The organism is Streptomyces sp. WM6386 (genome assembly GCF_000972385.1).
In the GTDB taxonomy this organism is placed as follows: Bacteria; Actinomycetota; Actinomycetes; order Streptomycetales; family Streptomycetaceae; genus Streptomyces.
In genome coordinates, this window is sequence record NZ_JXTE01000017.1 from 86,904 (window position 1) to 111,500 (window position 24,597).

Here is a 24,597-nt window from a genome sequence, read left to right on the forward strand (position 1 = left end):
CGTCGACGTCATGCGTATCCGAATCGTCGACGCCTTCACCGACCGGCCCTTCGCCGGCAACCCGGCCGGGGTCCTGCTGCTGGACGCCTTCCCGGACGACAACCGGCTGCAGAACATCGCCGTCGAGGTCAATCACGCCGAGACGGCGTTCGCCCACCGTCTGCCCGAGGGCGGCGAGGCCGACTGGGCGCTGCGGTGGTTCACGCCGGCCGCCGAGGTCAACATGTGCGGGCACGCGACGCTGGCCACGGCCCATGTGCTGCACACCACCGGCGCCCACGAAGGGCCGGTGCGGTTCGCCACGCGGAGCGGTGTGCTCATCGCGACGCCCGGTGCGGACGGGTCGATCACCCTGGACTTCCCGACCGCGCCGCTCACCCCGGTGGAGTCCCCGGAGGGGGTCGCGACGGCCCTCGGCGCCGAGCCGCTCACCGCCTTCGACACCGGTCCGAACGTCGGTGACCTCCTCGTCGAGCTCGCCGACGAGAAGACGGTCCACGCCCTCACCCCCGACCACAAGGCCCTCGGCGCCTACTCGGAGCGCGGCATCATCGCCACCGCCCGCGCCGAGAACCCCGCGCTCGGCTACGACTTCGTCTCCCGCTGCTTCTTCCCCAACGTCGGCATCGACGAGGACCCGGTCACCGGCAGCGCCCACACCGCCCTGGCGCCCTTCTGGTCCGAGCGGCTGGGCCGTACCGAACTCACCGGTCTGCAGGCCTCGCCCCGCTCCGGCCGCGTCCGCACCCGGCTGGTCGGCGACCGCACACTCCTCACCGGCCGGGCGGTCACGACGATCGATGGCGAGCTGCTCGTGTAGGCGGCTCCACCGCGCCCCGAAAGGGGCGCGGGGCTGTATCGACATACGGCTGCCGCCGCGTCGGCGCGCTCAGCCCCCACCGGTCCGCGGCTTCCTCACGGCCCGCACCCCCGCACACGGTTCAGCCGCCGGCAGGCGTCGGCAGCCAGCCCACCTTCCCTGCCAGCAGCGCATAGCCGACGAACGCCCCGATGTCGAGCAGCGAATGCGCCACCACCAGGGGCCCCACCCGCCCCCACCGGCGGTAGAGGTAGACGAACACCACGCCCATCACCATGTTGCCGATGAAGCCACCGATGCCCTGGTAGAGGTGGTACGAGCCGCGCAGTACGGAACTGGCCATCAGCGCGGACCCGGGCGTCCAGCCCAACTGGCCCAGCCGGCGCAGCAGATAGCCGACGACGATGACCTCTTCGAGGATCGCGTTCTGCATCGCGGACATGATCAGCACCGGGTACTTCCACCACACCTCGGGCAGCGCCTCCGGCACCACCGTGAGGTTGAACCCCAGCCCGCGTGCGGCCAGGTAGAAGGCGATTCCGGTACTGCCGATCACCGCGGCGACCGCCGCCCCGCGGCCGAGGTCGGGCCACGGCCTGGTGCGGTCGAAGCCGAGGGTGCGCAGGCTTTTGCCCTCGCGCAGCAGGAAGTGCGCGACGAGCAGGACGGGCACGAGGGACGAGGCGATCCCGAAAAGCTGCCAGGCAAGATCGAGCCAGGGACGGCCCGGCGCGGCCGAGGCGTTGAGGGTGGCCGCCTGGTCCTTGAGGCCGCCCGGTCTGGTGACCGATCCGACAAAGCTGATCAGGGCGGACACTCCGCTCGCACCGAGCGAAAGCCCCAGAACGAGCAGCGTCTCATCCCGGAAGATCCGCCGCGAAGACCCCTCCTCTGGAAAAGAATCGGCCACGCGGCCCGCCTCTCCCTGCACACCTGACTCCAATTCAGTAATCCCGTCCCATCCCCATCGCCGCCCCGCTAGGGTCTCGAAAGAAGTTGCGAAGATCGTGCGCGACTGGCCGTTGGGGGACGGACACCGTACGGGGCTGACCTCCCCTTTGCATGCCATACGGCCGTGAGACCGGCAGAAGGTACGACAGGGAGGGGCACCACAGTCATGGGACGTCACAGCTTGCCCGATCAGTATGGGGCGGGCGGCAGCGACCCCCGCCCACGCACCCGCCGCCGTACGGTGGCCATCGCGACCGTGCTCGTCCTGACCGTCGCCGGCGGCACGGCGGCCGCCGTCCAGAGCGGACTGCTCTCCTTCGGTTCCTCCTGCCAGGACGACGCGGTGGACCTGAAGCTCGCCGCCTCGCCCGACATGGCCCCCGCTCTGCGCGCCGCGGCGGAGCGGGCCCGTGACATCAGCCTCACCTCCGACGGGCGCTGCGTCGACGTCGAGGTGACCGCGCACGACTCGTACAAGCTCACGGCCACGCTGCTGGCAGGCAGGCGGACCGACGTCCAGGTGTGGGTACCGGACTCGGAGCTGTGGGTCCAGCGGATCGCGGCGGACACCAAGGCGACGGAGGTGACCCCGGTCGGCAGCTTCGCCTCCAGCCCGGTCGGCGTGGCCATGGTCCCGGAGGCCGCCAAGTCGCTGGGGTGGCCGAAGAAGTCGTACAGCTGGATCGAGCTGGTCGGTGCCACGATGCGGGACGACTCCCTCAAGCTCGGCGCGGCCGACCCCTCGCGCAGCGCCACCGGACTGCTCGCCCTCACCCAGCTGGGCGCCGGCGCCGCCGAGATCAAGGGCGGGGACACCCAGGCCGCGGCCATGATGAAGACCCTGTCGCAGCGCACCTCCGACAGCGACACCCAGGTCCTGGACACCCTGCCGCGGGATGCCTCGGGCACCGAGCAGGGCAACCCGAAGCGCAACCAGGCGCTGATCCTCAGCGAACAGGCGGCGTTCACCTACAACACCGCGGCCGACGGCGAGGGTCTCGACCTCTTCTACCCGAAGGACGGCTCTCCCCGGCTCGACTACCCGTACTCGCTGGTCGACCAGACGGCGCTGAGCACCGACGAGAGCCGGGCGGCGCTGAAGTTCATGAACTATCTGCGCAAGCCCGAGCAGCGCCGGCTCATGGAGAAACACGGGTTCCGCACCTCCGCCGACGAGGTCGCGCAGACGCTGGTGACGCGGGCCGGCGGCAGCAAGCCGCAGCCGTACACGCAGGACGCCCTCAAGCCGGCCTCGCAGGTGGCCCTCCAGGAGGCCCTCGGCACATGGACGATCACGGTGCAGAGCGCGCGGGTCACCACGGTCGTCGACGCGTCCTCCTCCATGTCCGAGCCGGTCCCGGGCACGAACCGGTCACGCATGGAAGTGACCAAGGCATCCCTCCTCCAGGCACTCGCCACGTTCACGCCGGAGGACGAGATCGGTCTGTGGCAGTTCTCCACCAAGCTGGACGGCGACAAGGACTACCGCGTCCTCGTCCCGACCGGACGCCTCGGCGACAGCAAGGACGGCGGAACCCAACGGGACAGGCTGTCGGCGGCCTTCAGCGAACTGACGCCGGTCCCCAACGGCGCGACGGGCCTGTACGACACCACGCTCGCCGCGTACACGGAGGCCACCGCCTCCTACGCCAAGGGCAAGTTCAACGCCCTGGTCGTGCTGACCGACGGCGTCAACCAGGACCCCGGCAGCATCTCCCGCTCCACGCTCATCAGGCGTCTGCAGGAACTCACCGATCCCGACCGCCCGGTTCCGCTGATCATGATCGCGGTCGGCCCCGACGCCGACCGCGAAGAGGCACAGCAGATAGCGAAGTCCACCGGCGGCACGGGCCAGGAGGTCTCCGACCCGTCCCAGATCCACGAGGTGATCCTCAAGGCGATCGTGGCGGCAGGGGCGGAGGGCAGCGGGCAGGACTGAGCGGGCGGAGGGGCCCACTCGGCCGTGCCCTTCCCCGACTACCCCTCGCGCCGCTCACCCCAGCGGCACCGGCTCCGGCAGCCCCACCGGCCAGGTATGCACCGGCTCACCGAGGTGCATCAGCTCGGCGTAGCGACGGGTCGTCGCGGCGAGTGCGGCGTCGCGGTCGAGGCCGCACTCCAGGGCCCGGTGGAACGTCGCGGCCTGCCAGGTCGCCCCGTTGGCCCGCCGCCGGCACCGCTCGTCGATCACGCCCAGGTACAGGTCCCGGTCCGCGGGTTCGACCCCCCACGCGTCCAGGCCCGCCGACGCGAGCGGCAGCAGTTCGTCGCGTACCAGGGTGACGGCGTCGACCTGGGTCAGCCCGCCGCCGTACCGTCCGCGCCGCGGCCAGTCGAAGCGGGCCTCGATGCCGTGCTCGCAGGCCGCGTCGAAGTTGGCGGCGGCGGCCTCGAAGGGCAGCCGGGTCCACACCGGCCGGGACTCCTCGGCGAGGGCGCGGACCACGCCGTAGTAGAAGGCCGCGTTGGCGATGACGTCGGTGACGGTGGGCCCCGCGGGCAGGACCCGGTTCTCCACTCGCAGGTGCGGGACACCGTCGGCGATGCCGTACACCGGCCGGTTCCAGCGGTACACGGTGCCGTTGTGCAGGACGAGTTCGGCGAGCGAGGGGACGCCTCCCTCGTCGAGGACCCGCAGCGGATCCTCGTCGTCGCAGATCGGTAGCAACGCCGGGAAGTAGCGCAGGTTCTCCTCGAACAGGTCGTGCGCCGAGGAGATCCACCGCTCCCCGAACCAGGTCCGCGGCCGCACTCCCTGCGCCTGGAGCTCGGGCGGCCGGGTGTCGGTGGACTGCTGGAACAGCGGCGGCCGCGACTCGCGCCACAGCTCACGCCCGAACAGGAAGGGGGAGTTGGCTCCTACGGCGATCTGCGCGGCGGCGACGGCCTGCGCCGCGTTCCACACGTCGGCGAAGCGGCCCGGGGTGACCTGGAGATGCAGCTGCACGGAGGTGCAGGCGGCTTCCGGGGCTATGGACTTCGAGGTGCAGACGAGATGCTCGACCCCGTCGATGTCCAGGACGAAGTCCTCGCCCCGGGCGGCCACGATCTGTTCGTTCAGCAGCGCGTAACGGTCGACGTCCGAGAGGTTGGAGGAAACCAGGTCGTCCCGGTCGAGCGTCGGCAGAATGCCGATCATCACGATTCCCGCGTCAAGCTCTCCCGCTTTTCGATGGGCATATGCCAGCGAGGTGCGGAGTTCCTCGGCGAGCCGGTCGAATACCCGACCGCCCAAGGGATGTGGGGCTATGTTTACTTCCAGGTTGAACATGGCGAGTTCTGTTTGGAAATCTCGGCTTGCGATACGCTCAAGAACCTGCGCATTCAACATTTTCGGCATACCGTCGGCACCGGCGAGATTCAATTCGATCTCTAGCCCCATGAGGTTCTTCGGGCGATCGAACCGCTTCTCCGCCAGCAGCCGCTCCAGTCCCGTCAGGCACTTGCGGAGCTTGCCGCGGTACAGCTGCCGATCGGACAGGTCGAACCGACCTGCCGCGACCTTCTCCCCCATCGAAGCGTCCCTCCTTGGATGGGCGGACCGAAGATCCGGCCGCCGGTGTCGGGTCACGTGGGATGATGCCCAGTGAAGACGATCGATAACGTCCCGCGCGGCCTTGGCGCCCGCTACGCTGTTTGAAGTGACCGGCGGCACATTCACCGGGCATGCGGCACTGTGCAGTTTCGGGTTCCCCATACGCCTCGTGAAAAACGCCGACGAGAATTGGCCGACCGCGCCCCCGGTATTCATCGAGGTCATCGCCGTACCGTCGCCGAAAATCGGGTTGATTCCCACGTATCGCCGACCGGATGGGCCCTTGCTGTTCACGTCGGAAACGGGTAGACGAAACACCGTCTGAACACGTGTCGTATAAACTCCGCGAACGAGGCAGAAGGTTGGCGCCGACGGTCTGTTGATCCTGTCGTCGAGGTGACGCACGGCAGGTCTCACGCACATCCCACGCACCCATGACCCGGCCCCCGCCTCTCTGACCCCGCGAGCTGACAGCGCCGTCCGCCCACGTCCTCGCGCCACTGTGCCTGTCGAATGAGAGGCGACCCACCATGCCGCTGCATGTCCCCCCGGCTCCCGCGCCCGCACTTCGCTCCGTCCTCACCGCGCTCGGTTCGCCCACCGCCGTCCGCGAGGCCCGCACTCCCTCCCTGCGCGCCGCCCAGGGACCCGCGACACCCGAACTCCCACTGCCCGTACACGTACTTGACGAGATCACCGCCGCGGGCGCCTCCGCCACCCGACTGACCGGGTGGCGTTTCCTGATCCGCTGCCAGGAGCGTGCGGTGGCCGCCGCCGAGACCCGGCTGACTCCGGACGGCTGGGCCTTCTCGCACTTCTTCGAGGGCCCCTACATCGCCTCCACCGAGCGTGCGCTGCGCCAGGCCGAGACCATGCAACAGCCCTATCAGCCCCGCCTGCTGTCGGTCCCGGGCCTCTACATGCTCACCCTCTGGCTGCACGGGGACCTCACGGCGGACGGCGCCACCGGCCACCCCGCCGCCACCGATCTGCTCGTCCCGCTGGCGCCCGCACCGCCCGGTATCGCGGCCCACCGGCCGCACCGCGTCGCCGAACTGCTCCCGGTGCTGACCCACCGGGCGGCTCCGGCCCCGCTTCTGGGACAGCTCGCCTGACATCTTCGATCATGGGGCTCGTACGAGCGAAATGCAGCTCGTACGAGCCCTTTCCATGCCCGCACCCCGTCCGGACTAGCCCCATCCGGCCATCCCGAACCACCCGAACAGACAGCGCAGTTGGAATGAACCGTCCGCGTGGGTGATGCGTCATGAACCTGTGAGTAGCGGTGCTGCCAAATCCCTGCGGATTGACGCCCGTGGGGCAACACTGGTTCCGACCGACTTATCACAACGGGGGCAGCGATGAAAACCACGACAAAGCGAAAGATCCCACCAATGTGCCAGCACCAGCCGCCGTGTCCGACAGCCGAATCCGCCGACCGGGAGTCCGCCCGACTCATGGCGCACCACCCGGAGCAGGGATGGAGCCTGCTGTGCAACGGCGTTCTGCAATTCGAGGACACCGGTGAGCTCCTGCCCGACGGCAAGATCATCGCCCCGCACCGCCCCATGGGCACCGAACAGGTGATGACCGCCGCCTGAGGCGCTACCGGGCGGTGGGACCGACCGCCCGGTGACTTGAGGGGCCGGCCCGCAGACCTGTGCTGCGAACCGGCCCCGACGCATGTCCGGGGGTGATCACTCCCTGTAGTTCCCCATGCGGAATGCGCTCTTCTCCCTGGCGCACTTCCCATGGGCACCCATTTTCCGGAAGACTCCTGGAAGTTTCGATCCGTCGACGGAGGTGGGGAGTTGACAGCACACGAGGTCGACACCGAGAGAGCGCCCGAGACCGGGGGCCGGGTCACGATCACCGAGATCGCCCGACAGGCGGGCGTCTCCGTGCCGACCGTCTCCCGGGTCGTCAACGGCCGTTCCGACGTGTCGCCCAGGACCCGGGCCCGCGTGGAGGATCTGCTCCGCCAGTACGGCTACCGCAAGCGCCCGAGCACCTCCGCCAGCGGTGCGGCCCTGCTCGACCTGGTCTTCAACGACCTCGACAGCCCCTGGGCGGTGGAGATCATCCGCGGGGTCGAGGAGGTCGCACACGCGGCCGGCGTCGGCACCGTGGTCTCGGCGATCCACGGCCGCTCCGGCGACGCCCGCGAGTGGATGCGCAATCTGCGGGCCCGCGCCTCCGACGGCGTCATTCTGGTCACCTCGGTCCTGGAGCCGGTGCTGCACGAGGAGTTGCGCATCCTCGGCGTCCCGCTCGTCGTCGTCGACCCGGCGGGCTCCCCCGCCCTGGACGCCCCCACCATCGGCGCCGCGAACTGGTCGGGCGGCATGGCGGCCACCGAGCATCTGCTGTCGCTGGGCCACCGCAGGATCGGCCTGATCTCGGGCCCGCCCCGGCTGCTGTGCTCCCGAGCCCGCTTCGACGGCTACCGCGCCGCCCTGGAGGGCACCGGGCTCACGGTCGACGACTCGCTCGTCGTCCCCGGCGACTTCCACCCCGAGTCCGGCTTCGCGGGCTGCAACGCGCTGCTGGACCTGCCCGAACCGCCGACGGCGATCTTCGCGGCCAGCGACCAGATGGCGCTCGGCGCGATCGAGGCACTGCGCAGACGCGGGCTGCGGGTCCCGGAGGACATGAGCCTGGTCGGTTTCGACGACCTTCCGGAAGTCCGCTGGTCCGCCCCGCCACTCACCACGGTCCGTCAACCGCTCGCCGACATGGGCAAGCTGGCCGTCCGCACGGTGCTCAAGCTGGCCCGCGACGAGCAGCCGGACTCGCCGAGGGTGGAGCTCGGCACGGAACTGGTGGTCCGCGCGAGCACCGCACCCCCGGCGCGCTGACCCGGCACCGGCCCGGCGGTGAGCCACACCGCCGGGCCGGGCCGCACCCCGGCGGACTCCCCTCCGTGCCCAGCCGCCGGGCGTCTCACCGCCGTACCGCTACTTCTTGAGCGCCTCCTTGATCGCGAAGTAGGCGGGCTTGGGCCGCAGTTGCTCGTCCCACGGCAGCGCCGCGCCCTGACCCTCGAAGAACGCCGGGATCCAGGAGTACTTGTCGGTGTAGTCCCAGACGGTGATGCCGACACACCGCCGCACGGCGAGACAGGCATCGGTCAGGTCGGCGTACCAGTCGGCCTGCTGGGCCAGCTTCTCTTCGGTCGCGGGCAGGATCATCCGGATGTCGACCTCGGTGAGCGAGGTGTCGAGGCCGAGCCCGGCGAACCTGCGGAGGTTGTCCTCCAGGGTGGTCGGATAGCCGTACTGGAGTGCCAGGTGGGCCTGAAGACCGATGCCGTCGAGCGGAACGCCTTGCGCCTTCAGCTCCTTGGCCAGGGTGTAGTAGGCGTCGCTCTTCGGGCCGACCGCCTCGATGTTGTAGTCGTTGAGGTAGAGCTTGACCTTCGGGTCGGCCTGTCGGGCCCAGCGCAGGGCGTCGGCGATGTAGCCGGGGCCGAGGGTCTTGTAGAAGACCGTCTCGCGGTACGTCCCGTCCTCGTTGAAGGCCTCGTTGACGACGTCCCAGGCGAATACCTTGCCCCGGTAGTGCCGTACCTCGGTCTGGATGTGCTTCTTCAGCACGGCCCTCAGTTCGGTCGCCGTCCACTCCTTGCCGGTGAGCCAGCCGGGCAGCTGGCTGTGCCAGACGAGGGTGTGGCCGCGCACCTTCTGGTGGTTGGCCCGGGCGAGGTTCACGATCTCGTCGCCCTTCGTGAAGTCGAAGACGCCCTGCTGGGGTTCGGTGGCGTACCACTTCATGCCGTTGCCCGGCGTGATCTGGTCGAACTCGCTGCCGAGGACGGCCTTGTAGGGCTCGTCGACGAGTTCGGGGTTGTCGGTGGCGCTGCCGAAGTAGCGGCCGTGGCGCTGGGCGAGGTCGGCGAGGGTGACCTTCTTGCCGTGGGTCTCGGCGTTTTCGTGGGCCTGGGCGCCCGGGCCGGTGGCCACGCCTGCGGCGACCAGGAAGGCGGCGAGAGCGCCGGCGAGTCTGAGGCGGTTCTTGCGCATGGTGCGACTCCTCACGTGCGGGTGTGTGGGCGAGCCGTACGGGATTCCGGCGCGGGTCATCCCTTCGTGGCGCCGGCGGTGAGGCCGCCGACGAGCTGACGCTCGGCGACCGAGTAGAAGGCGAGGGCGGGAACCATCGCGAGGACGAGATAGGCGAAGACGCGGGCGTACTCCGCGGAGTACTGGCCCTGGAACTGCTGGACGCCGATGGGCAGCGTCCACCAGGTGTTGTCGGTGAACACCAGCAGCGGCAGCATGAAGTTGTTCCAGCTGGTGACGACGGCGAGCACCGAGACGGTGCCGAGTGCGGGCCGGGCCATGGGCAGCAGCACCCGCCAGAAGAAGCCGAAGGAGCTGCACCCGTCGAGGGTGGCCGCCTCCTCCAGTTCGCCGGGGATCTCCCGGAAGAAGGCGCGCAGGATGATGATGGTCATCGGCAGCCCGAACGCGGCCTGCGGCAGGATCACGCCCAGCGGGTTGTCGAGCAGCCCGAGATAGCGCAGCAGCAGGAACAGGGGCAGGGCGGCCACCGCGAAGGGGAACATCAGCCCCATCGTGAAGAAGGTGAACAGCACCTCCCGGCCCCGGAAGGCGAACCGGGCGAAGGAGAAGGCCGCGAGCGCGGACGCCGCGACGACGAGCACGGTCGTGGCGACCGCGATCAGCGTGCTGTTGCCGAGCAGCTTCCAGAAGTCGCTTCCGCCGAGGATGTCGGTGTAGTTGCTCCCCAGCCAGCGCTTCGGCAGTCCGAAGGGATTGCTGGAGAGCTCGTCGGTGGACTTGAAGCCGGACAGGACGGCGTACACCAGGGGGACGAGCATGACGACGCCGACGGCGACGAGGATGAGGTGCAAGGGCAACGTACGGGCGTTCCTGCGGCTCATTTCCCGGCCCCCCTCATCGTGGTGGTGGCCCCTTCGAGGTCGCGGCGGAGCACGAACCGCTGGTAGGCGAGGGCGAAGACGAGGCAGATCCCGAACATGACCACGCTGATCGCGCTGGCGTAGCCGACCTGGTAGCGCTTGAAGCCGTACTGGAACATGGTCACGGCCATGGTCTCGGAGTGGTGGTCGGGGCCGCCCTGGGTGATCACCCACACCAGGTCGAAGAGCTGGATCGAGCCGATGACGGCCAGGAAGACGCTGATGCGGATGGTGGGCGCGAGCAGCGGCAGGGTGACGCTGCGGAAACGCTGCCAGGCGTTCGCACCGTCGATCAGTGCCGCCTCGGTCAACTCACGGGGGACGGACTGGAGTCCGGCCAGCAGGAGCATCATGTGGAAGCCGAAGTACTTCCAGGTCATGACGATGAACAGGGTCGCCATCACATACGACTGATCGGCGAACCACTCACCGCCGACGCTGTCGAGACCGATGCTGCCGAGGAGATGGTCGGCCAGACCGTCGTCCGGGGCGAAGACCATGCTGAAGAGCACGCCGGTGATGGCCTCGGACAGCACGTAGGGCGCGAAGAACAGCATCCGGTAGACAGCCCGGCCGCGCAGCCGCTGGTTGAGCAGGACCGCCATGGCGAGCGCGAACGGCAGCTGGAGGGCGAGCGTGAGGACGACCAGGACGAGGCAGCGCCACAGGTCGCCCAGGAAGACCGGGTTGTCGAAGAGGTCGGTGAAGTTGTCGACACCGACGTAGTCCTCGGGCATCCCGAAGCCACCCCAGCGGAAGAAGGCGGCGTACAGCGCGAACAGCATCGGCAGCAGCACGAGCCCGGTGAAGAGGACCAGGGCGGGCAGCTGGAAGCCCATCGCCGTGAGCCAGTTGAGGGCGCGCCGCCGGGCCCGCCCCCGGGCCCTGACGATGTCCGGGGGCGGGGCATCGGCACCGGGACCGCTCCGCTTGTCTGCGAGGAACGTGGAGGTCATCGCCTGCTACTGCTCTTCCTTCGCGGACTTCGTGATCGACTGGGAGACCTGTTCAGGAGACTTGGAGCCGGCGATGAGCGCGGCCACGCTGTCGTTGACCTCCTGGCCGACGGCGGGGGCGTACGCCTGGTCGAGGTAGAGCTGGAAGCCGGTGGCGGCGTTCAACTGCGTCTGTACGGCCTTGATGTTGGGGTCGGTGATGGCGCTCTCGGCGCCGGCGACCACCGGGAGGGTGCCGGTCTTCTTGACCAGTTCCAGGTCTGTGGCCTCGGAGGCGAAGAACTTCAGGAAGTCGACGGCCGCCTGCGGGGCACCGCGGCGCAGGGCGTGCCCGCCCCCGCCGCCGAACACCTCGGTGATGGCGCCCTTGCCGCCCTCGACCGCGGGGAACGGGAAGAAGCCCAGGTCCTTCCCGAGGCCCTTGCCGGCGTCGGCCTGCACGTTCGGGGCCCACTGGCCCATGAGCTCCATGGCCGCCTTGCCGTTGCCGACGGTGGCCGCCTGGCCGGTCGGGGTGGAGTAGGCGGCGTTGAGGAAACCCTTCTGGAACGGCTCGAGATCGACGAGGGTCTTGAGGTGGGCGCCCGCCTGGATGAACTCGTCGCCGGTGAAGTCCTTGTCGTCATAGGCCTTCTGCAGGGCGCTCGCGCCGGCGGTACGCATGGCGAGGTAGGCCCAGTAGTACATGCCGGGCCACTTCTCCTTGCCCGCGAGGGCGATGGGGGTGATGTTCTTCGACTTCAGCTTGCTGACGGCTTCGAGGAACGCGCCCCAGGTGGTGGGGGGTTCGCTGATGCCGGCCTGCTTGAAGAGCGCCTTGTTGTACCAGAAGCCGATCATGCCGATGTCGAACGGGATGCCGTACACCTTGTCGTCGAGGAGGTAGGGCTCCTTCGACACCTTCAGCAGGCTGTCGGCCCACGGCTTCGTCCGGTCGGTGAGGTCCTCGACAAGACCGGCGTCGACCTGCTGCTTGAGGACGCCGCCGCCCCAGGTGTGGAAGATGTCGGGGAGCTTCCCGGAGGCGATCAGTGCCGTCATCTTCGACTTGTAGGCGTCGTTCTCCAACTGCACGATCTTCAGCTTGACCTTGGGGTTCTGGGCCTCGAACTTCTTGGCGAGGTCCGCCCAGACGCTCTTGGCCGGCTCGGTGGTGGAGATGTTCCACCACTCGATGGTGGTCGTCCCGTCGGACGACCCCTCGTCATCCGAGTCACCGCAGCCACTCAGTGCGGTCATGCCCAGACCGGCCGCGGCGGACGCCGCCAGGAAGCCTCGGCGGGACAGTGCCGGGTCGCCCATGGTGTGCTCCTTGGGTACGGGACGGAGCGTCTACGCCCGTCCGCTGGACCGAAAGTTTCGGAGTTGATCCAGAAAGGTTCGTTGATGCCGCACCCTAGAGACAGCTGCCAAACGGTGGCAACCCCTTGTACGCGGTGAATCTGCGGCCGACTTCCCTGGTGTCCGGGCCCGTTGGCACCGACCGGCCCGGACCGAGAGTTTCCGAGGCTTTCCGGAACTACGGCTGCGGCTCGGGCACGTACTCGAACCAGTCGAAGGCCGCGCTGCCCTCGGTGACGTACATCCCGACCACCCGCCCGGTGAAGCCACCGGCGACCTGCGTGGACAGATAACGACCGTCGAGCTCGGCCAGCCGTACGCCGTCGATCCCGAGCGCCACCACGTCGGGGCCTCCTGCGCGAACTCCCGGCTCCTCCTGCCCGGTCGGGGACACCGGCGAGTCCGTACGGACCTCCACGGTGAGCGTGACCGGCCCCGACCCCACCGTCCGCCGCGCGAGGCACTGGCGCACCGGGCCGATCCGGGCGAACACGGCCGCCTCTCCCTGGGCGACCTCGATGTCGTAGTGATGCGCCTCGTCGAGGCGGACGGAGAGTCCGGCGCGCCCCGCCCCGGGGTCCAGCCGGGCCGCGAACCGGCAGTCGTGGTGCTGCTGACGGCGCCCCACGAAGGTGTGCCCCGGCCGGTCGAGGCTGGTCCCCGTCGCCCGCAGGGTCAGCCATCCCGGCCGCTCCCCCAGCGACCACGAGTCGTCCGGCCTGCGGCGCGGGGAGATCCAGTGCGGGGACAGGTCGGCGGCGTCGAAGTCGTCCCGTGCGGGCGGGAGTTCGACGGTGTGCCAGGCTGCCGGCGCCGGGTGCCGCTCCCGTACCAGCCCCGCCCTCGGCCAGCCGTCGGCCCACTCCACCGGGGTCAGGAACGTCTCGCGGCCCAGCACATGGAAGGACGGGAAGTACCCGCGCGGGCGGGTGCCCAGGAGCACCATCCACCAGGTGCCGTCGGCCGCCTCCACCAGGTCGGCGTGGCCGGTGCACTGGATGGGCAGACCGGTGCTGCGGTGGGTCAGGATCGGATTGGCCGGGGCCGGTTCGTACGGCCCGCGCGGGGACCTCGCCCGGGCGATCGAGACGCTGTGCCCATGGGCCGTACCGCCCTCGGCGACCAGGAGGTACCACCACTCACCGATGCGGTAGAGGTGCGGCGCCTCCGGGTCCTGCATGCCCGACCCGGACCACACCGGAAGCGGGCCCTCCAGCACCTTGCCGGTCTCCGGGTCGATACGCGCGACCGCGCAGCCGGCGACGGCGACCCAGCAGGAACCGTCCTCGTCCCAGGCCAGGTCGGGGTCGATGCCGGCCAGGTCGAGCCATACGGGATCGGACCACGGCCCCTCCGGGCGGTCGCTGGTGACGATGAAGTTGCCACGGGCCCCGACATTGGTGGTGATCAGGTAGAAGCGGCCGCCGTGATGGCGCAGGGTGGGAGCGTAGACACCGGCCGAGGCAGGCAGGTCGTCGGGCAGCTCCAACTGCCCGGGCCGGTCGAGGACATTGCCGATCTGCCGCCAATGCACCAGGTCACGGCTGTGGAAGAGCGGCACGCCCGGGAAGTACTCGAAGCTGGAACAGACGAGGTAGTAGTCCTCCCCCACCCGGCACACACTCGGATCCGGATGGAACCCGGCGATCACAGGATTGTCGTACGTCCGCATGTGCGTCAGTCCCTTCGAGCGTCGCACGATGGCGAAACTTTCGGATGATCTGGCGAACGTTACGGAGTCGCACTGTAGGTAGCCAGGGGGCCGACGACAAGACAGCCGGGGCCACGGACCCGCGCCCCGGCTGCGGATGCCGTCCGGGGCATCCGGGTGGCCTCTACAGACGTACGACATGACGCTGGGTGTCCGCTGCCGCCGCCCCGCCCCCTCACTCCCCACTACGACCCAGTCCACCCCGAATCCGCCCCTACGCTCCTCTCTTGTCATGCCGCGGCCTTCCGCAAAGCCAGTCTTAACGGAAGCTTGACGCCCCCGGCCCCCTCATCCGTGGGCCCTGACGTCACTCTCCGCTTACGCTGATCCGGCCGTCCAGGTGATGGCCGGAAACACACGCTGAGCCGCACACAGGAGCCCCGATGGCCACCACCGAACACGCGCCACCCAGTCGGCTGCGCGCCTGGATGCTGGAAGGCCTGTCCGACATGGGCAAGGGCAGCCACGGCCAGCCGGCCGAGTCCAAGCCGGAGCCGGAGCCGGAGGGCCAGCAGTGGTGGCGGGTCATGTGTCTCACCGGCGTCGACTACTTCTCGACCCTCGGCTACCAGCCCGGCATCGCGGCGCTCGCGGCCGGTCTGCTCTCCCCGATCGCGACCATCGTCCTGGTGATCGTGACCCTGGCGGGCGCACTGCCCGTCTACCGCCGCGTGGCCGAGGAAAGCCCCCACGGCCAGGGCTCGATCGCGATGCTGGAACGCCTGCTCACCTTCTGGAAGGGCAAGCTCTTCGTCCTGACCCTGCTCGGCTTCGCCGCCACGGACTTCCTGATCACCATCACCCTGTCGGCCGCCGACGCCTCGACCCACCTCGTCGAGAACCCGCACCTGAACAGCGCCCTGCACGACAAGCAGCTCCTGATCACCCTCATCCTGGTCGCCCTGCTCGGCGCGGTGTTCCTCAAGGGCTTCCTGGAGGCGATCGGCGTCGCGGTCGTCCTGGTCGGCATCTACCTCGCGCTGAACGTCGTCGTCGTGATCGTCGGCCTCTGGCACGTCATCACCGCCGCACACGTGGTCACCGACTGGTCGACCGCCCTGACCAACGAGCACGGCAACGTCTTCGTGATGATCGGCGTGGCCCTGATCGTCTTCCCCAAGCTCGCCCTCGGCCTCTCCGGCTTCGAGACCGGCGTAGCCGTCATGCCGCACGTCAAGGGTGACCCCGGCGAGACCGATCAGAACCCGGCCGGCCGGATCCGCGACACGAAGAAGCTGCTCACCACCGCCGCCGTGATCATGAGCTGCTTCCTGATCGCCACCAGCTTCATCACCACCCTCCTGATCCCGGAGAAGGAGTTCGAGTCCGGCGGCCAGGCCAACGGCCGCGCCCTCGCCTTCCTGGCCCACAAGTACCTGGGCGGCGCCTTCGGCACGGTCTACGACGTCTCGACGATCGCCATCCTGTGGTTCGCCGGCGCCTCAGCGATGGCCGGCCTGCTGAACCTCATGCCGCGCTACCTGCCCCGCTACGGCATGGCCCCGCACTGGGCCAGGGCCGTCCGCCCGATGGTCATCGTCTTCACCCTGATCGCCTTCCTGGTCACCTGGATCTTCGACGCCGACGTGGACGCCCAGGGCGGCGCGTACGCCACCGGTGTCCTGGTCCTGATCTCCTCGGCGGCGATCGCGGTGACCATCGCCGCCCGCAGGGCCGGCCAGCGCAACTGGACCATCGGCTTCGCCGTCATCTCGGCGGTGTTCCTCTACACGACGGTCGTCAACGTCTTCGAGCGCCCGGACGGCGTGAAGATCGGCGCCTGCTTCATCGCCGGCATCATCCTGGTCTCCCTGCTCTCCCGCCTGGCCCGAGCCTTCGAGCTCCGCGTGACGAGCGTGACGCTCGACCCAATGGCGGAACGATTCATCCGGGACATCGCCAGCCGCAAGATCCGATTCATCGCCAACGAGCCCGACGCGCGCGACAAGGCCGAGTACCGCGACAAGATCGAGCAGATCCGCGAGGACAACGACATCGCCGGCCAGGAGGACTTCGTCTTCGTAGAGGTCACGGTCCTGGACCCCTCCGAATTCGAGGCGGGCCTCACGGTGCGCGGCGAGGTCCTCCACAACCGCTACCGCATCCTGACCCTGGAATCCTCCTCCATCCCCAACGCCCTGGCCGCGCTGCTGCTCCACGTCCGCGACACCACGGGATGCACCCCCCACATGTACTTCGAGTGGACCGAGGGCAACCCCTTCGCCAACTTCCTCCGCTTCTTCCTCTTCGGCCAGGGCGAGGTGGCCCCGGTCACCCGAGAGGTCCTCCGCGAGGCAGAACCGGACAGAGCCCGCCGCCCGAGGGTGCACACGGGCTGACGGACGAACAGGCCGCGCGCGCATCCGACCCGCCGTCGGCGCCAATCCCTCACAGGGCCCACCCGCACCCGCGCCCGCACCGCCATAGAAATCGCGTCAATCTTCAACGGAACGACGTCAGAGCACCGTCAGTGGCAGCACACCCGCCCCCGTCTCGCCCTACCGTCGACTCATGCGACCGAGCGGACGGAGCGATCCCCCACCCCCGGCCGACGACCGCCACTGGCGCGGCACCGTCCGGCTGGCGGCAGGCCTCGCCCTCACCTTCGGCGCCCTGACCCTGTTCGTCGACTGGGACATGGGCACCCTCACCCTCACCCGCGCCCTGCTCTGGCTCACCCTGTCCGCCACGGTCTTCGCGGTCCTCTTCCCCCAACGCGTCACCGCAGGACCGGGCTGGCTGGAAGTACAGGGCCTCGCAGGCCACCACCGGGTGCACACGGACGCCCTGGTATCAGTACAGCTCTACGGCCAGATCTCCTCGCATCTGATCCTCCGCGACACCCACGGCAACCGCCTGGAATGCGACCCCCGTGTCCTGATCACCAATCCCTTCCTCTGGCACGAACTGGACACGGGCGTACGCCACTCGCTCGAACACGGCACTCTGCGCCAGAGCCCGGACGCCCTGCGCCACCTCGGCCAGGAGATCGACGACGAGGCCGCCCTGTCGGTACTCAGGGCGTCCGGGATCTCCTGAGGAACCCCCGCCGCCCCCGGGCCACGACCTTGCCGTACCTCAGCCGCCCGCCGACCTCCACCCGCAGCACGACAGGTGTGCCGGAGTCACCGGCAGGACGCGTTTTCACCTGGGCGTACTCGACGACGAGCGAGTCGGTCTCCACCACGACACCGGGCCGCGTCACCAGCCGCAGCGTCCCGCCCCGCATGCCGAGGTCGACGTAGAGCGTGTCGTACGTGATCACCGCGTCGGTGAAGTCGAGCGTCACGTCACCCCAGGAGGACTCCACCTCCAGCCGCCGGGGTACCGCCCACCCGTCGCCGCGCACGGCCGACCCGCCCTGCTGCTCGATCCGGACGACGTCCTTGACCTCGCCGGCCGCGTCCGCCGGGAGGTCCGCCGTCAGCCCGGCCAGCTCCCCCAGGGTGCGGGCGGACAGGGCGGCCTCCAGGCGCTCGTCGAGTTCCTCAGCGGTCAGCCGGCCGTCCCCCGCCGCGATACGCAGCACGTCCACGACACGATCCCGGTCCGCATGCGAGGCCCTCAGCCCGACCGCTGCGTCCCTGCCACCCCGCGCCAACTCACCCGACATGCCCTCACTCCGATCCCAGGTGGCGAACTAAAGCTATATCGCGTTATACCCAACGCTCAACCCCGCACCCGCCGTTCCCCGTTGATGCCCCTATCGTGATCCGCATGCAGTCGTACACGATCGGCCAGGCGGCCCGACTCCTGGGCGTGAGCCCCGACACCGCGCGCCGCTGGGCGGACGCGGGCCGGATGGCGACCCACCGCGACGAGGGCGGGCGGCGGCTCATCGACGGCCAGGACCTGGCCGCGTTCTCCGTCGAGCTGGCCAGGAGCGACACCGGTGACGAGGAGCCGTCGTACACCTCGGTCCGCAACGCCTTCCCCGGCATCGTCACCGCGATCAAGCTCGGCGACGTCGCCGCCCAGGTCGAGATCCAGGCCGGCCCGCACCGCCTGGTCTCCCTGCTGACCCGCGAGGCCGTCGAGGAACTGGGCCTGGAGGTCGGCATGGAGGCCACGGCCCGCGTGAAGTCGACAAACGTACACATCGACCGCACCTGACACCCACCAGGCACGCTCAGGGCCAGTTCGGCAACCAGCTGCTTCACGGGACACCACCTCCGGCAGGACCGTACCCGCAAGGCCGTCCCGTACGAACGCACATGCACACCCCAGCCCGCCATGGGGCCGGATCGTGCGATGCCACAGGAGACTTCCACCTTGCATATGCGGCAGTATCATCGCCGCAGGGTCTTCGACAGGCCGCTGCCGGGCCCCAGCGGCCCAAGCCCGAAGATCGTGAAGGAGTAGACCGTGATGACCCGTTCCGCTCGCCGGACCCGTCGCACCCGCAGGAGCCTCCAGCTGACCGGTGCCGGAACCGCCGCGCTGCTGGCCCTGACCGCCTGCTCCTCCTCCGACTCCGACTCCGACTCCGCGGGCTCCGACACCTCGGCCTCCGCGTCGGCGAAGCTGTCCGGCACGGTGAACGTCTTCGCCGCGGCCTCCCTGAAGGAGAGCTTCACGACCCTGGGCAAGGAGTTCGAGAAGACGCATCCCGGCACCAAGGTCACCTTCAACTTCGGCGGCAGCGACACCCTGGCCGCCAGCATCACGAGCGGCGCCGGCGCCGACGTGTTCGCCGCGGCCAGCCCCAAGACGATGAAGATCGTCACGGACGCGGGGGGCGCCACGGGCACGCCCGCCACCTTCGTCCGCAACCAGCTGGAGATCGCCACCCTGCCGGGCAACCCGGACAGGATCGCCTCCCTCAAGGACCTCACCAAGTCCGGCCTGAAGGTCGTGCTGTGCGACGAGGAGGTCCCCTGCGGCGCCGCCGCCCAGAAGGCCCTCGACGCCGGCCGCCTCAAGCTCACCCCGGTCTCCTACGAGCAGGACGTCAAGAGCGCTCTGACGAAGGTGGAGCTCAAGGAGGCTGACGCCGCGGTGGTCTACAAGACCGATGTGAAGACCGCGGGTGACAAGGTGGAGGGCGTGGACTTCCCCGAGTCGGCCGACGCCATCAACGACTACCCGATCGCCCTGCTCAAGGACGCCCCCAACGCCGCCACGGCGAAGGCGTTCATCGAGCTGGTCCAGTCCGCCGAGGGCCAGAAGGTCCTGACCTCGGCCGGGTTCCTCAAGCCGTGACGTCCCTGGACAGGACCGGCGTCGCGGACACCCTCAGGGGCGGTCAGCGGCGCCGCCGCGCCCGGCAGCCGTTCAAGGGCGTCCCGCTTCCCCTCCTCCTGCCGGCCCTGCTGGGCCTGGCGTTCCTGATCCTCCCCCTGGTCGCCCTGCTGGTCCGGGCCCCCTGGAGCACCCTCCCGCAGCAGCTGACCAGCGCCGAGGTATGGCAGGCACTACGTCTGTCCCTGGTGTGCGCCACGGCCGCGACCGCCCTCAGTCTCCTGATCGGCGTCCCCCTGGCCTGGCTCCTGGCCCGCACCGAGTTCCCCGGCCGCGGCCTGGTCCGCGCCCTGGTGACCCTTCCCCTGGTCCTGCCTCCGGTGGTGGGCGGCGTGGCCCTCCTGATGGCCCTGGGCCGCAACGGCATCGTGGGCCGCTGGCTGGACTCCTGGTTCGGCGTCACGCTCCCCTTCACCACTGCGGGCGTCATCGTCGCGGAGACCTTCGTGGCGATGCCGTTCCTGGTCATCAGCGTGGAGGGCACCCTGCGCGCGGCAGATCCCCGCTACGAGGAGGCGGCCACCACCCTGGGCGCCTCCCGCTTCACGGCCTTCCGCCGCGTGACCCTCCCCCTGATCGCCCCTGGTATCGCTGCCGGCGCCGTCCTCGCCTGGGCCCGGGCCCTGGGCGAGTTCGGCGCCACGATCACCTTCGCCGGCAACTTCCCCGGCCGCACCCAGACCATGCCCCTCGCGGTCTACCTGGCACTCCAGAGCGACCCGGCAGCGGCGATCGCCCTGAGCCTGGTGCTCCTGGCGGTATCGATCGCGGTCCTGGCGGGCTTGCGGGACCGCTGGATGACGACGTCATGACGAACCCTCGCCCCGCCGACGGCGCTCAGCCCCCACAGGGGCCACCCGCACCCGACAACGAAAGCAGCAACGGCGGTGCGGGTGGGAAAACAAATCCGGCCGAAGGCCGGATGCGCCCCACAACACACCCGCACCCACCCGACGGCCTCCACGCCCATCTGATCGTCACCCACCCCACCTTCCACCTCGACATCACCCTCACGGCAGCCCCCGGCGAGGTGGTAGCCCTCCTCGGCCCCAACGGCGCAGGCAAGACCACCGCCCTGCGCGCCCTCGCCGGCCTCACCCCCCTCACCGCCGGCCACCTACGCCTGGACGGCACCGACCTGGACCGCACTCCCCCCGAATCCCGCCCCGTCGGCGTCGTCTTCCAGGACTACCTCCTCTTCCCCCACCTCACAGCCCTGGACAACGTCGCGTTCGGCCCCCGCTGCCAGGGCGCGACAAAGGCGGAGTCCCGCCAACAGGCAAGCGAGTGGCTGACCCGCATGGGTCTCGCCGACCACGCCACAGCCAAGCCCCGCAGACTCTCCGGCGGCCAGGCCCAACGCGTCGCGCTGGCCCGCGCCCTGGCCACCCACCCCCGCCTGCTCCTCCTCGACGAACCCCTCGCGGCGTTGGACGCCCGCAGCCGCCTGGAGGTCCGCTCCCAACTCCGCCGCCACCTGGCCGACTTCGAGGCGGTCGCCGTCCTGGTCACCCACGACCCCCTGGACGCGATGGTCCTGGCCGACCGCCTGGTCGTGATCGAGCACGGCCGGGTCGTCCAGGAGGGCACCCCGTCCGACATCGCCCGCCACCCCCGTACGGACTACATCGCCCAGCTCGTCGGCCTGAACCTCTACAAGGGCCGGTCAGAAGGCCACAGGGTCCACCTGGAGGCCGGCCCCGTCATCACCACCACCGAGGACCTCACGGGAGACGCCTTCGTCGCGTTCCCCCCGTCCGCCGTGACCCTCTACCGCGACCGTCCCACCGGCTCCAGCGCCCGTAACCTCTGGCGCTGCCAGGTGGCCGGCCTGGAGACCCACGGCGACCAGATCCGCGCCGACCTCACCGGCGAACTCCCCCTCGCCGCGGACCTCACCACGGTCGCCGCGGCCGAACTCGACCTGCACCCGGGCGCGGAGATCTGGGCCACGGTGAAGGCAACGCAAACGCATGCATACCCGGCGTAAACGTCACATGGCCTCGCCGCCGGCACCCCCGCCGGGAGCCAGGCGGACACGGCGGACACAGAAAATGGGCCCCGCCGCAAGCGGGGCCCATCTCAACAACCGGCTCAGTCCTCGTAGGCGTCCAGCGGCGGGCAGGAGCACACCAGATTCCGGTCACCGAAGGCCTGGTCGATCCTGCGCACCGGCGGCCAGTACTTGTCCGCGACCGACACCCCGGCCGGGAACACGGCCTCTTCGCGCGTGTACGCGTGCTCCCACTCCCCGCCGAGCGCCCGGGCGGTGTGCGGCGCGTTCCGCAGCGGGTTGTCGTCCGCGGGCCACTCGCCGGCGCCGACCTTCTCGATCTCCCCGCGGATCGCGATCATCGCGTCGCAGAACCGGTCGAGTTCGATCAGGTCCTCGGACTCGGTCGGCTCGATCATCAGCGTCCCCGCCACCGGGAACGACATCGTCGGCGCGTGGAACCCGTAGTCGATGAGCCGCTTGGCGACATCGTCGACGCTCACTCCGGTCGCCTTGGTCAGCGGCCGCAGATCGATGATGCACTCGTGCGCGACCAGCCCTCCAGGGCCGGTGTAGAGCACGGGGTAGTGCGGTTCGAGCCGCTTGGCGATGTAGTTGGCACCGAGGACCGCCACCTGCGTGGCCCGCTTGAGCCCTTCACCGCCCATGAGCCGGACGTACGTCCACGAGATCGGCAGGATCCCCGCGGACCCCCACGGCGCGGCCGAGATCGGCCCGACACCCGTCTCCGGCCCGGCGGCGGGCTGCAGCGGGTGGTTGGGCAGATACGGCGCCAGATGCGCACGCACACCGACCGGCCCGACGCCCGGACCGCCACCGCCGTGCGGGATGCAGAAGGTCTTGTGCAGGTTCAGGTGCGAGACGTCCCCGCCGAAGTGGCCCGGCTTGGCAAGCCCCACCAGGGCGTTGAGGTTGGCACCGTCAACGTACACCTGCCCGCCGGCCTCGTGCACCTGCGCACAGATGTCGGCGACATGCTCCTCGAACACACCGTGCGTCGACGGGTACGTGATCATCAGCACCGAAAGCTCGTCGCGGTACTGCTCGATCTTCGCCCGCAGATCCTCGACGTCGATCTCGCCGTCCTCGGCGGTCTTCACGACGACGACCTTCATCCCGGCCATGACCGCGCTGGCGGCGTTGGTCCCATGGGCGGAGGACGGGATCAGACACACGGTCCGTTGCTCGTCCCCATTGGCCCGGTGGTACCCACGTACGGCGAGCAGTCCGGCCAGCTCACCCTGCGACCCGGCGTTGGGCTGCAGCGACACCTTGTCGTATCCGGTGACCTCGGCGAGCCGCTCCTCCAGCTCACGGATGAGCGTGAGGTAGCCCTGCGCCTGCTCGGCGGGCGCGAAGGGGTGCAGCTGCCCGAACTCGGGCCAGGTGACCGGCTCCATCTCGGTGGTCGCGTTGAGCTTCATGGTGCAGGAGCCCAGCGGGATCATGCCGCGGTCGAGCGCGTAGTCCCGGTCGGCGAGCCTGCGCAGGTAGCGCAGCATCGCCGTCTCGGAGCGGTACTGGTGGAAGACCGGGTGCGCGAGGAACTCGTCGCTCCGCAGCAGCGCGGCCGGCACGGCCTCCTCGGTGGCGGCGTCGAGCGCCTCGACGTCGCCCTCGACCCCGAACGCCGTCCATACGGCGGTCAGCTGGGCCCGCGTGGTCGTCTCGTCGCAGGAGGCGGAGACCCGGTCGGCGTCCACGAGGTGCAGGTTGACGCCGTTCTGGCGCGCGGCGGCGACGACCTCGGCGGCCCTGCCCGGCACCCGGGCGGTCACTGTGTCGAAGTAGGCGCCGTGCACGACCTCGACACCACCGGCGGTGAGCCCCGCGGCGAGGATGCCCGCGTAGCGGTGGGTCCGCCGCGCGATGTCCTTCAACCCCTCGGGCCCGTGGTAGACGGCGTACATCCCGGCCATCACGGCGAGCAGCACCTGCGCGGTACAGATGTTGCTGGTCGCCTTCTCCCGGCGGATGTGCTGCTCACGGGTCTGCAGAGCCAGTCGGTACGCCTTGTGCCCGTCGGCGTCCACGGACACACCCACGAGCCGCCCGGGCAGGCTGCGCGCGAACTTCTCGCGCACCGCCATGTAGCCGGCGTGCGGCCCGCCCAAGCCCATCGGCACACCGAAACGCTGTGTGGTGCCGACCGCGATGTCGGCCCCGAGCTCACCGGGCGACTTCAGCAGCGTCAGCGCGAGCAGATCCGCGGCGACGGTGACGAGCGCTCCGAGCTCGTGCGCCTGCTCGATCAGGGGCTTTATGTCCCGTACGACACCGGAGGCGCCGGGGTACTGGACGAGCACGCCGTTGATCTCACGAGCGGCGACCTCGGCCGGAATGCCGTCGCTGAGGTCGGCGACCACGACCTCCACGCCGGCCGGCTCGGCACGGGTCTCGATGACGGCGATGGTCTGCGGAAGCGCGTCCGCGTCGACCAGGAACAGCCCCTTCTTGTTCTTGCCCATGCGCCGGGACAGGGACATCGCCTCGGCGGCCGCCGTGCCCTCGTCGAGCAGCGAGGCACCGGAGGTGGGCAGTCCCGTCAGTTCGGCGACCATGGTCTGGAAGTTGAGCAGAGCCTCGAGCCGTCCCTGAGAGATCTCGGGCTGATACGGCGTGTAGGCGGTGTACCAGGCCGGGTTCTCCATGACATTGCGCAGGATGACGGGCGGCGTGAAGGTCCCGTAGTACCCGAGTCCGATCATGGAGCCGAGCACCTGGTTCCGATCGGCGAGCGAGCGGAGCTCGGCCAGCACCTCGGATTCGGTGCGAGCACCGGGCAGGTCAAGGTCATCGGCGTTCTTGATCACATCCGGCACCGCGGCGGCGGTGAGCTCGTCCAGCGAGCCATAGCCGACCTGCGCGAGCATCTTGGCCCGCGCCTCCTGGTCGGGCCCTATGTGGCGCTGCTCGAAGGGGATCCCCTGCTCGAGCTCTGTGAGCGGAGTGCGGTGGGCGGTCATTACGGAGGCCTCCTGGTCTGACACGACCTGCGAGGGGCACCACGGCACGGGTACCCGGACGGCCTCCCCCTCTGTCATCTCAACCTGAGAGCTTCACCGGGACGCCCGAGGGCTCCC

General features: G+C 69.7%; 21 protein-coding genes. 12 read left to right on the forward strand and 9 right to left on the reverse strand.

The annotated features are described in order from the left end of the window. Positions 1–10 precede the first annotated feature (10 nt). Positions 11–820, forward strand: a complete 810-nt coding sequence (locus tag TN53_RS13455; protein ID WP_046258672.1) for a PhzF family phenazine biosynthesis protein — start codon at positions 11–13, stop codon at positions 818–820. A gap of 121 nt (positions 821–941) precedes the next feature. Here the strand turns inward: TN53_RS13455 and TN53_RS13460 are convergent, their stop codons facing one another. Further along, the gene (locus TN53_RS13460) at positions 942–1,751 is read right to left on the reverse strand and encodes a CPBP family intramembrane glutamic endopeptidase (protein WP_046258673.1); all 810 of its coding nucleotides are present in this window, start codon (positions 1,749–1,751) and stop codon (positions 942–944) included. Positions 1,752–1,937: 186 nt separating this feature from the next. On the opposite strand from TN53_RS13460, the gene TN53_RS13465 reads away from it, so the two are divergent. Beyond that, positions 1,938–3,710 (forward strand): substrate-binding and VWA domain-containing protein, encoded by a 1,773-nt coding sequence (locus TN53_RS13465; protein ID WP_046258674.1) that lies wholly within the window; start codon positions 1,938–1,940, stop codon positions 3,708–3,710. Between the two features lie 54 nt (positions 3,711–3,764). On the opposite strand, the gene TN53_RS13470 is transcribed toward TN53_RS13465, so the two are convergent. Continuing rightward, a complete protein-coding gene (locus TN53_RS13470; RefSeq protein ID WP_046258675.1) occupies positions 3,765–5,285 on the reverse strand; it encodes a glutamate-cysteine ligase family protein in 1,521 nt (506 codons plus the stop codon). Positions 5,286–5,412: 127 nt separating this feature from the next. Between TN53_RS13470 and TN53_RS47260 the strand changes: the two genes are divergently transcribed. From TN53_RS47260 to TN53_RS13485, 4 genes are all read left to right on the forward strand, one after another. Beyond that, positions 5,413–5,631 (forward strand): hypothetical protein, encoded by a 219-nt coding sequence (locus TN53_RS47260; RefSeq protein WP_159038126.1) that lies wholly within the window; start codon positions 5,413–5,415, stop codon positions 5,629–5,631. A 205-nt stretch (positions 5,632–5,836) separates the two neighbouring features. Continuing rightward, on the forward strand, positions 5,837–6,421 hold the full coding sequence (locus tag TN53_RS13475) for a hypothetical protein (RefSeq protein ID WP_046258676.1): 585 nt from the start codon (positions 5,837–5,839) through the stop codon (positions 6,419–6,421). A 279-nt stretch (positions 6,422–6,700) separates the two neighbouring features. Then, a complete protein-coding gene (locus TN53_RS13480) occupies positions 6,701–6,907 on the forward strand; it encodes a DUF5999 family protein (RefSeq protein WP_046258677.1) in 207 nt (68 codons plus the stop codon). Positions 6,908–7,117: 210 nt separating this feature from the next. Then, positions 7,118–8,164 (forward strand): LacI family DNA-binding transcriptional regulator, encoded by a 1,047-nt coding sequence (locus tag TN53_RS13485; RefSeq protein WP_046258678.1) that lies wholly within the window; start codon positions 7,118–7,120, stop codon positions 8,162–8,164. A gap of 99 nt (positions 8,165–8,263) precedes the next feature. Here TN53_RS13485 and TN53_RS13490 read toward each other — a convergent pair whose 3' ends face one another. The 5 genes from TN53_RS13490 to TN53_RS13510 form a co-directional block, all read right to left on the reverse strand. Continuing rightward, the gene (locus tag TN53_RS13490; RefSeq protein ID WP_046258679.1) at positions 8,264–9,328 is read right to left on the reverse strand and encodes an endo-1,4-beta-xylanase; all 1,065 of its coding nucleotides are present in this window, start codon (positions 9,326–9,328) and stop codon (positions 8,264–8,266) included. A gap of 56 nt (positions 9,329–9,384) precedes the next feature. Then, positions 9,385–10,212: a carbohydrate ABC transporter permease gene (locus tag TN53_RS13495; RefSeq protein WP_046258680.1), complete on the reverse strand. Its 828-nt coding sequence runs from the start codon at positions 10,210–10,212 to the stop codon at positions 9,385–9,387. Then, entirely contained in the window at positions 10,209–11,207 is a 999-nt protein-coding gene (locus tag TN53_RS13500; RefSeq protein ID WP_046258681.1) for a carbohydrate ABC transporter permease, read from the reverse strand. Before TN53_RS13500 ends, TN53_RS13495 begins: the two co-directional genes overlap by 4 nt. A 6-nt stretch (positions 11,208–11,213) precedes the next feature. Continuing rightward, complete coding sequence (locus TN53_RS13505) at positions 11,214–12,509, reverse strand: extracellular solute-binding protein (RefSeq protein ID WP_046258682.1); 1,296 nt, start codon at positions 12,507–12,509, stop codon at positions 11,214–11,216. A 217-nt stretch (positions 12,510–12,726) separates the two neighbouring features. Continuing rightward, positions 12,727–14,220, reverse strand: coding sequence for a glycoside hydrolase family 43 protein (locus TN53_RS13510; protein WP_046258683.1), 1,494 nt, complete (start codon positions 14,218–14,220; stop codon positions 12,727–12,729). A 422-nt stretch (positions 14,221–14,642) separates the two neighbouring features. Here TN53_RS13510 and TN53_RS13515 point away from each other — a divergent pair, with 422 nt between their 5' ends. Beyond that, positions 14,643–16,598: an APC family permease gene (locus tag TN53_RS13515; RefSeq protein WP_046258684.1), complete on the forward strand. Its 1,956-nt coding sequence runs from the start codon at positions 14,643–14,645 to the stop codon at positions 16,596–16,598. Between the two features lie 172 nt (positions 16,599–16,770). Then, entirely contained in the window at positions 16,771–17,298 is a 528-nt protein-coding gene (locus TN53_RS13520; protein ID WP_046258685.1) for a hypothetical protein, read from the forward strand. Here TN53_RS13520 and TN53_RS13525 read toward each other — a convergent pair. Continuing rightward, the gene (locus TN53_RS13525; RefSeq protein ID WP_046258686.1) at positions 17,276–17,872 is read right to left on the reverse strand and encodes a DUF1707 SHOCT-like domain-containing protein; all 597 of its coding nucleotides are present in this window, start codon (positions 17,870–17,872) and stop codon (positions 17,276–17,278) included. The two genes, TN53_RS13520 and TN53_RS13525, sit on opposite strands and share 23 nt — an antisense overlap. A 104-nt stretch (positions 17,873–17,976) precedes the next feature. Here TN53_RS13525 and TN53_RS13530 point away from each other — a divergent pair, with 104 nt between their 5' ends. The 4 genes from TN53_RS13530 to TN53_RS13545 all read left to right on the forward strand — a co-directional run bounded on the left by TN53_RS13530 (position 17,977) and on the right by TN53_RS13545 (position 21,490). Continuing rightward, the gene (locus TN53_RS13530; protein ID WP_046258709.1) at positions 17,977–18,372 is read left to right on the forward strand and encodes a TOBE domain-containing protein; all 396 of its coding nucleotides are present in this window, start codon (positions 17,977–17,979) and stop codon (positions 18,370–18,372) included. A 255-nt stretch (positions 18,373–18,627) separates the two neighbouring features. Next, the gene (modA, locus tag TN53_RS13535) at positions 18,628–19,461 is read left to right on the forward strand and encodes a molybdate ABC transporter substrate-binding protein (protein WP_046258687.1); all 834 of its coding nucleotides are present in this window, start codon (positions 18,628–18,630) and stop codon (positions 19,459–19,461) included. Then, positions 19,458–20,312: an ABC transporter permease gene (locus tag TN53_RS13540; protein ID WP_046258688.1), complete on the forward strand. Its 855-nt coding sequence runs from the start codon at positions 19,458–19,460 to the stop codon at positions 20,310–20,312. The genes modA and TN53_RS13540 overlap by 4 nt, the downstream gene beginning before the upstream one ends. Before the next feature lie 110 nt (positions 20,313–20,422). Beyond that, positions 20,423–21,490: an ABC transporter ATP-binding protein gene (locus tag TN53_RS13545; RefSeq protein WP_046258689.1), complete on the forward strand. Its 1,068-nt coding sequence runs from the start codon at positions 20,423–20,425 to the stop codon at positions 21,488–21,490. Positions 21,491–21,594: 104 nt separating this feature from the next. On the opposite strand, the gene gcvP is transcribed toward TN53_RS13545, so the two are convergent. After that, positions 21,595–24,480, reverse strand: coding sequence for an aminomethyl-transferring glycine dehydrogenase (gcvP, locus tag TN53_RS13550; RefSeq protein ID WP_046258690.1), 2,886 nt, complete (start codon positions 24,478–24,480; stop codon positions 21,595–21,597). Positions 24,481–24,597 lie beyond the last annotated feature (117 nt).

Excerpts from the sequence above, each read along its gene's own strand:
- TN53_RS13455 (WP_046258672.1), top strand. The coding sequence starts at position 11 with ATGCGTATCCGAATCGTCGACGCCTTCACCGACCGGCCCTTCGCCGGC.
- TN53_RS13465 (WP_046258674.1), top strand. The coding sequence starts at position 1,938 with ATGGGACGTCACAGCTTGCCCGATCAGTATGGGGCGGGCGGCAGCGAC.
- TN53_RS13470 (WP_046258675.1), bottom strand. The coding sequence starts at position 5,285 with ATGGGGGAGAAGGTCGCGGCAGGTCGGTTCGACCTGTCCGATCGGCAG.
- TN53_RS13475 (WP_046258676.1), top strand. The coding sequence starts at position 5,837 with ATGCCGCTGCATGTCCCCCCGGCTCCCGCGCCCGCACTTCGCTCCGTC.
- TN53_RS13480 (WP_046258677.1), top strand. The coding sequence starts at position 6,701 with ATGTGCCAGCACCAGCCGCCGTGTCCGACAGCCGAATCCGCCGACCGG.
- TN53_RS13490 (WP_046258679.1), bottom strand. The coding sequence starts at position 9,328 with ATGCGCAAGAACCGCCTCAGACTCGCCGGCGCTCTCGCCGCCTTCCTG.
- TN53_RS13495 (WP_046258680.1), bottom strand. The coding sequence starts at position 10,212 with ATGAGCCGCAGGAACGCCCGTACGTTGCCCTTGCACCTCATCCTCGTC.
- TN53_RS13500 (WP_046258681.1), bottom strand. The coding sequence starts at position 11,207 with ATGACCTCCACGTTCCTCGCAGACAAGCGGAGCGGTCCCGGTGCCGAT.
- TN53_RS13505 (WP_046258682.1), bottom strand. The coding sequence starts at position 12,509 with ATGGGCGACCCGGCACTGTCCCGCCGAGGCTTCCTGGCGGCGTCCGCC.
- TN53_RS13510 (WP_046258683.1), bottom strand. The coding sequence starts at position 14,220 with ATGCGGACGTACGACAATCCTGTGATCGCCGGGTTCCATCCGGATCCG.
- TN53_RS13515 (WP_046258684.1), top strand. The coding sequence starts at position 14,643 with ATGGCCACCACCGAACACGCGCCACCCAGTCGGCTGCGCGCCTGGATG.
- TN53_RS13520 (WP_046258685.1), top strand. The coding sequence starts at position 16,771 with ATGCGACCGAGCGGACGGAGCGATCCCCCACCCCCGGCCGACGACCGC.
- TN53_RS13525 (WP_046258686.1), bottom strand. The coding sequence starts at position 17,872 with ATGTCGGGTGAGTTGGCGCGGGGTGGCAGGGACGCAGCGGTCGGGCTG.
- TN53_RS13530 (WP_046258709.1), top strand. The coding sequence starts at position 17,977 with ATGCAGTCGTACACGATCGGCCAGGCGGCCCGACTCCTGGGCGTGAGC.
- modA (WP_046258687.1), top strand. The coding sequence starts at position 18,628 with ATGACCCGTTCCGCTCGCCGGACCCGTCGCACCCGCAGGAGCCTCCAG.
- TN53_RS13545 (WP_046258689.1), top strand. The coding sequence starts at position 20,423 with ATGCGCCCCACAACACACCCGCACCCACCCGACGGCCTCCACGCCCAT.
- gcvP (WP_046258690.1), bottom strand. The coding sequence starts at position 24,480 with ATGACCGCCCACCGCACTCCGCTCACAGAGCTCGAGCAGGGGATCCCC.